Source organism: Rhodococcus sp. P3_B8, assembly GCF_056402775.1.
On record NZ_JBFUGT010000342.1, the window covers coordinates 1 to 6,599 of the forward strand.

A 6,599-nucleotide genomic window follows, 5' to 3' on the forward strand; every position below is an offset into this window, starting at 1 on the left:
GCGCCGACCCGCCGAGAATTGCGGTGCCGTCCGGGCACATGTGCAGGACGGTGTCCCGGACGATGACGACCGGATCCGGGGATCCTGGATCGTTCGACGCCACCACCGCGGTGGACACGACACTGCCGATCCTGAGCCCGACTCCCATGGACATGCAAGTACCCCTATTCGTTTTGCGAACGGATCGCGACTTCCGTCAGGCCCGTTCCGACTCACTCGGTGAGGCCACAAGATGTACATCCTGCTACCCGAGCACGCTTGTGCGCGCCATCACGCGCGGCGTGGCGTGGTCGTGTTGCGCACACTCGGGCATTTTCGCCCGCGGCGAGTGATCGGTCAGGTAACCGTCGGTGCGCCGAGGGCTGTTCTCCACTCGGTCACGTTCTCGGTCATCCAATCGAGGAGGTGCTCCGCCTCCTGCGGATGACGACCGGTGCCGGCGAGAAGATCCGCGAAGGCCTGGGCCGGGGCGACCAGACGAACGTTGTCGCGGAACAGGGTGCGCTCGAAGACCGCAGCCGATCGGGGAGTGGCGACGAGGACGTTGGCACCCTGATCGACGGGGCGTAGCTCGAGTGCGCCGGCCAGCGCCTCGCCGTGGTCGGCGTAGATCTGGACCTGATGCGCCGGCGCGTATTCGACGAACGCCGCCGCGGCGAGTGACCCGGTCACCGCGTAGAGGTGGCCGGAGACCTTCCCGAGTTTCGCGACGAACGACTGCACTCCCTCGGGTGCGAAGTAGCCGACCGTGGGGCAGTCCTTGAAACTGGAGTCACTGCTCCAGGCGCGCAGCATCTGCTGCCACCGGACGCTGGTGATGGGGCCACGGGGGAGACGTTCGAGCAGATCGCGTTCCTCCAGGGTTTCCACCACCCGATAGGTCGCGCCGGTGGACGCGCCGGACAGTCGGACGAGTTCGGGGACCGTCAGCTGACCCGAATGATCGGCGAGGGCGCGCACGACCCGGGCGGCAGGATCGCCGGTCAGCTGGGCGGCCGGACGGCCGGGGCCACGCCACGGGTCGGCGTCGGCGCCCCGGTCGCGCACCCAGATCGCAGGCCGGTCCGCCGCCAGGGAGGTGTTGCCCGTCGCATCGGCGTAGGAGAGACCCCTGGCGTCGAGTTGACGGCGAACCGGCTCGGAAAGGTAACGGGCGCAGACGAATCCGCGATCGGATCCGGACAACCCGTCGGCGAACCGGGCGGCGTCGCCCGCGAGCACCCCCCGGGCGGGGATGACGGAGAAGGACGCCACCTCGCCGTTGGGTGCGCCGACCAGCAATCGTTCCGGCGCGTCGGCGAGGGAGCGGGACTTTCCGGACGTCAACGTCCAGCCGTGGGGGAGTGCGGCCTGGAGGGTGGCGATCGCCCGGCGGTAGAGATCGATGTCGCGTTCCGGCTTGGGAAACGGCACCTTCGGCTCGCTGCCTGCGAATTCGGCGTTCTCCTGATTCGGCACGTCGTCAGTCTACTAAATCGGTCCGAGACGGAACCGGAAAATACACCGAATGATCGTGGTCGGTTCCGAGCCTCGCCGAGTGGTCGGATCCCGCCACAACTCACCACTTCCACGTGGACCGGTTCCCACGGGCACAGACGGCGTGAGGGAGTTCCACTCCGTCCGTCGGGTTCAGGGGCGTCGGGCAATCCATACGGTCCGGCTGCCCCGCACCGTCAGATCCCCGCGGTGCAGGACGCTGTCGGGGTCGTCGTCCGCGAGAAGGTGATCGAGAGTGTCGCGGTCGTCGGCGGCAAGCTGTCCGTCGAGCGCGGAGCGAATGCGGCGCAGGAAGTTCTGTGCATAGAGTCCGGTGGTGGGTGGGGCCGGGGTTGCCTCGCTGGTGAAACTGCGCTCCTCGACGTCCACGAAACCGGCCCGTTCCACATGGGACCGCCAGTTCGGGTGCGCGTTCCAGTCCAACCGCGCCAAGGCCTCGTGGCAGCGCGACTCCAGGCCAGGGCGGCCCAGGTCGAGGTCGTCCGGCAGAAGGCGCGGCAGCGCGTCCATCTCGACGACCACCAGCACGCCGCCGGTATTCAGCGCACCGTACATGTCCTGGAGCACCCGGTCGGGGTCGGCGACCTCGTGCAACGAGGAGGCTGCCCACACGACGTCCGCCGCGTCGACTGCGGGCCAGGCGACATCCAGATCGGCGTGCACGACGCTCACTCGGCCGGCCAGTCCCTGCCCGTGCGCGGCCGTGCGCAGGCGCGTGAGCATCACCTCGGACCTGTCGATCGCGATCACCTCTGCCGTGGGGAATTGCCGAGCCAGGGTCAGGCTGCCGACGCCCGTGCCTGCCCCCACGTCGACGACGCGGCGCGGGGTCTCTCGGGTGCGCTGTCCGACCCATTCGGCCACGGAATCCAGGTAGGACCCGAACACCTCGGCGTCCAGGTCCAGTAGATCCGCGAGCGCCGCCTCGTGCTCGGGAGTGTGCCCGCTGTGGTGATGGGAATGCTGTGTCATGGCTCCAGGCTAGCCACATCCTGCGTTGCACGCATACACTCTTGCCTATGACGCAAGAAGTCGGGTTGGACAGCGTGATCCGTCAACGCATCAGGGGGCTTCGGCTGGCCCGCGGCTGGTCACTGGACGTGCTCGCTGCGCGCTGCTTTCTCAGTCCGTCCACGCTGAGCCGCATCGAGACCGGCCACCGCAGGATCGCCCTCGACCAACTGGTCCCGATCGCGCGGGCCCTCGGCACCACGCTCGATCAGCTCGTCGAGTCCGTCGAGGACGAGGACGTGGTGATCCGGCCGCAACCCGAACACACGCGAGGCCTGACGATCTGGCTGCTGTCCCGTGAACGCGCGCTCCACGGCGCGACCGTGGCGAAGATGCGCATCACCCCCGATCGGCCCGCCGGCCCGGAGCATGTGAGTGTGCACCCCGGCCACGAGTGGTTCACGGTGTTATCGGGGACGGCCCGCCTGCAGCTCGGTGAGCGAACCATACTTATCGAAGCCGGTGCCGCAGCGGAGTTCTCGACCATGGTGCCGCACTCGATCGGCGCCCACGACGGTCCCGTCGAGATCCTCACGATCTTCGACCACGACGGGGAGCGTGCCCACCTGCACGCCGATCACAACGAGTAGAAAGGACGGACATGTCGTCTTCCGACACAACGGGTCAGACAGAGTTTCCGGCGAGCATGGGGAAGGTCTCCCGTCGTGAGCTCGCGTCCCACGGCTATACGCGTTTCGATCAACTGACGACGGTCACCGCCAAGGAACTGTTGAATATCCACGGCGTCGGACCGAAGGCGATCCGAATCCTCGAGGAGGAACTCGCGGAGCGGGGGCTCGGCTTCGCGAAGTGAACCGAGTCCGGCCGCGCTACAGCAGGCCGTGCGTGCGCTGATAGGTAGCCGGTGGTGTCCCGACCACGTGAGTGAAGACCCGGGTCAGGTGCGCCTGGTCGCTGAACCCCAGTTCGTAGGCGAGCGCCGACCAGTCGATCCTCTCGCCCGAGTGGGCGGCGCCGGCCGCGTCGAGGATGCGGAATCGCTGGATCACCCACTTCGGGCCGATGCCGACGTACTCGGTGAACAGCCGTTGCAGGGTGCGCAGGCTGCAGCCGGCGTGTGCGGCGAGCTGGTCTGCCCGGACGATGTCGCGGTTGCACTGGGCGTCGCCCACCAGGGCTGTGATCTCCCGTCCCGTCGGATCCGGAACGGGATCGGTGCGGAGAAGGTATTGCTCGAAGGTGTCGATCATCTCCGCGCTGTCCGTGCCGGCGAGGATCCGCTCCGCGACCGGGCGATCGTCACCGGCGAGCAGATGCCGTCCGGGCTGGACGGTTCCCGAGATCGCGCCGACGCTGCCCTTCAGCAGAGGCCGGAACCCTCCGGCGTGGAAGGCGGCTCCCAGCACGTGGCCGTTCCCGGTCAGTGTTCGGTAGAACGGCGACCGGGAGATCCCGTGCACCAGCAACTGTCCGTCCTCGGCAGCGACATGAACGCGGGGCTGGGGCACCACCTGCTGTCGATGGGGCTTCGGCACCGACCACCTCACCAGCCAGTGGTAGTCGACGAACTCGGCCAAAGCCTCTCGGGGAGCGACCCGTTCGACCTCGAACCCCGGTGTGGCGGCCGTCGGGCGGACGATCGCCTCGGGGTGTCCTGGCACAGTCGACATTCGCTCATCCTAGTGTCGCGAATGTTCAAGAACGCCACGCTGCCTCGTACCTAGAGTCACGTGTCATGAGCTACTCACACACTGCACGAGGCAAGTTCTCCATCGCCGCGTGGTCGGAATCGGCAATCGTCGACATCGACGGCGAAGGCACGACCGCCGGCGACACCTACTACCCCACTCGCGGTGCCAACCGAGCGACCGTCGCGTACTCGTACTCCGGGGACATCGAGGGAACGAGCACAGTGGTCTACCTGATCGCGTACAAGGCCGATGCCGCGCCGGTGCTCGGCCTCGAGCGTTTCGAGGGCTCGATCGGCGGGCACGACGGGACGTGCGTGTTCCAGCACATCGGCAGCCAGGACCAGGGTTCGGTGTCGGCCCGGATCGAGGTGGTGCCGGGTATGGGCACCGGCGGTCTGATCGACCTACGCGGCAGCGCGGACCTGTCCATCGCAGGACCCGGCGACAGCGGCTACGAATTCGTTCTGTCGTACGACGTCGGCTGATATTTCGACGTCGCTCATGTCGTCGTGGGTGCGGCGAGGGGCTCGAGGCCACACGCCGTCGCGAAGCCCTGTGATTCGATGCCGAGCGCGGTGTTGGTGCGTGTCATGAGATTCGCCAGCGCGACGAACGCGGTCAGTTCCACCAGCGCGGCCGGGCCGAGTGCCTCGAGCAGCCTGGCCGACATTTCGTCGGTGACCGTCGGCGGGGTCTGGGTCATCGCTTCGGCGTACTCGAGCACATCCCGCTCCAGCGGGGTGAACACGTCCGACTGGCGCCAGCGGGGCACCTCGCGTGCTTTGGTCAGATCGAGCCCCTCGTTGTGGGCGTGGAAGTAGCCGAAGTCCAGGCAGAAGCTGCATCCGACCAGGCAGGCCACCGCCATGTGGGCGAACGACTTCAGGTTCTCGTCACACTGATCCCACTTCCGTGCCTGGCGGCCGACGCTGAAGCTGAAGTTCAGCACCTTCCGGTTGTGCCACGCGACCTCGACCGGTTCGGCTACCTCGCCGAGCATCTTGCGGGACGTCCGCTTGACGATCGCGCCGTAGATGCCGGTCAGCTCGGCCTTCGGGATCCGGGTACTGCTGGCCATGATTCCTCCTCCGGTTGTCGTGCTCTCGGCATGAGACACCGGCCACCGGCCGAATGTGACACCCGAACCGGATGTGATTGCAGGAACCGTCGCAACCGGTCAGCCCGGTGCGAGTGCCCGGTCGGCCAGCGCGGCGACGACGGGCGAGAGTGCCTGAGCGTGTTCGAGGGTCAGGTGGTTGTCGTCGCGGTACACGAGGTCGTTGCCGACGATGACGGGACAGCGCTCGGTGGTGCAGAACAGGGAGGTGAGGTCGGCGTACCGCCCGCCGCCTACGGCGGTGGCCGTGGCCTCGGCCGCGACGCCGGCGTCGTTCACCGCGACCGGCCGTGGTGGTGAGCAGGCGGTCGCGTCGTCCAGGTGGGCGGACAGACATGTCGGCACCGTCGACTGCGGATCCGGGATCGGTCCGAGGACGAGGACGGCCGCGCCCGTGGCCCGGAGTTCGGTGACCAGCCGGGTCAGGCTGTCGAGCCAGGCCTGGCCGTACACGGTGAAACCGAAATCGGCGCCGTAGCGCCGGGACATGCTCAGCACGACCAACCGGGGCCGTTCGGTCCGCAAACGGTCGACGATCTCGCCGCGCCACTGCTCGCACTCGGTGTATTCCCGCCCGAGGTAGGGGCTGGTGAGTGGGAGGTCGAGAAGCGGGCAGGTGACCTTGCCCATCGTCTCGAGCCGCCACTGTTTCTGCTCGGCGGCCGATTCGAATGCCGGGGCCCACATCGCGGCATGCGAGTCTCCGACCAGCGCCACCGTCGTCGGAGACGCCACGGCCCCCGACGCGCACTCGTCCTGACCCACTTCGAGCCACGACCGCACGCAGCCGTTGACGAACACCTCCGGCTTGTCTGCCGGCGCGTCGGCGAGCGGCGGTGACAGATTCGACGGGACCGATTGCAGCCCTGCTGATTCCGCGACCGCCGCCTGCACCTGTGCGGTCATGTCGTTGACCGCGGCGTCCCGCGGATCGACTGCGGGAGGCGCCGATCCGGCCGGCGCAGAGACGGTGAGGGCCGCGGCCGCGGCTCCGTGTCCGACCGGAACCGGCCGCGCCACCAGCAGCACCAGTGCCGCACAGACAGCGATGACGGTGACGGCACCGCCGAGCACGAGGCTGCGCGAGGCCGAGCGACGCAGCGGGGCAGCGAAGCGCACGGGATTCTCGACCAGGACCAGTGTCAGGCCGGCCAGACCCGCGGACACCATGACCATCGCCAGACGGTCGGTCAGGTCGAGCGAGCGGCCGAGCACGATCGGCGCGAGCAGCAAGACCGGCCAGTGCCACAGGTACCAGGAATAGGACACCCGCCCGACCGCCCGCATCGGCCGCAGTGACAGGCTCCGCCCGACACCCAGCC

At 68.1% G+C, this 6,599-nt stretch carries 8 protein-coding genes; 3 read left to right on the forward strand and 5 right to left on the reverse strand.

What is annotated here, in order from left to right:
- Positions 1–336 precede the first annotated feature (336 nt).
- Both AC1D1G_RS39610 and AC1D1G_RS39615 read right to left on the reverse strand, forming a co-directional pair.
- Positions 337–1,458 carry a helix-turn-helix domain-containing protein gene (locus tag AC1D1G_RS39610; protein ID WP_280780040.1) on the reverse strand — a complete coding sequence of 374 codons (1,122 nt, stop codon included), beginning with the start codon at positions 1,456–1,458 and terminating at the stop codon, positions 337–339.
- Positions 1,459–1,629: 171 nt separating this feature from the next.
- Positions 1,630–2,469 carry a class I SAM-dependent methyltransferase gene (locus AC1D1G_RS39615; RefSeq protein ID WP_477956322.1) on the reverse strand — a complete coding sequence of 280 codons (840 nt, stop codon included), beginning with the start codon at positions 2,467–2,469 and terminating at the stop codon, positions 1,630–1,632.
- A gap of 47 nt (positions 2,470–2,516) precedes the next feature.
- Between AC1D1G_RS39615 and AC1D1G_RS39620 the strand changes: the two genes are divergently transcribed.
- Together AC1D1G_RS39620 and AC1D1G_RS39625 are read left to right on the forward strand one after the other, a co-directional pair.
- Positions 2,517–3,098: a helix-turn-helix domain-containing protein gene (locus tag AC1D1G_RS39620; RefSeq protein ID WP_105416260.1), complete on the forward strand. Its 582-nt coding sequence runs from the start codon at positions 2,517–2,519 to the stop codon at positions 3,096–3,098.
- 11 nt (positions 3,099–3,109) lie between these two features.
- Positions 3,110–3,322, forward strand: a complete 213-nt coding sequence (locus AC1D1G_RS39625; protein WP_283335150.1) for a helix-hairpin-helix domain-containing protein — start codon at positions 3,110–3,112, stop codon at positions 3,320–3,322.
- Positions 3,323–3,338: 16 nt separating this feature from the next.
- Here AC1D1G_RS39625 and AC1D1G_RS39630 read toward each other — a convergent pair whose 3' ends face one another.
- Positions 3,339–4,139, reverse strand: a complete 801-nt coding sequence (locus AC1D1G_RS39630) for a helix-turn-helix domain-containing protein (RefSeq protein WP_283335149.1) — start codon at positions 4,137–4,139, stop codon at positions 3,339–3,341.
- 65 nt (positions 4,140–4,204) lie between these two features.
- On the opposite strand from AC1D1G_RS39630, the gene AC1D1G_RS39635 reads away from it, so the two are divergent.
- Entirely contained in the window at positions 4,205–4,645 is a 441-nt protein-coding gene (locus tag AC1D1G_RS39635) for a DUF3224 domain-containing protein (protein ID WP_477956323.1), read from the forward strand.
- Positions 4,646–4,659: 14 nt separating this feature from the next.
- Here AC1D1G_RS39635 and AC1D1G_RS39640 read toward each other — a convergent pair whose 3' ends face one another.
- Both AC1D1G_RS39640 and AC1D1G_RS39645 read right to left on the reverse strand, forming a co-directional pair.
- Positions 4,660–5,238, reverse strand: a complete 579-nt coding sequence (locus tag AC1D1G_RS39640) for a carboxymuconolactone decarboxylase family protein (RefSeq protein WP_280780045.1) — start codon at positions 5,236–5,238, stop codon at positions 4,660–4,662.
- Positions 5,239–5,337: 99 nt separating this feature from the next.
- On the reverse strand, positions 5,338–6,599 hold a 1,262-nt coding region (locus AC1D1G_RS39645; RefSeq protein WP_477956324.1), incomplete at its 5' end, for an acyltransferase family protein.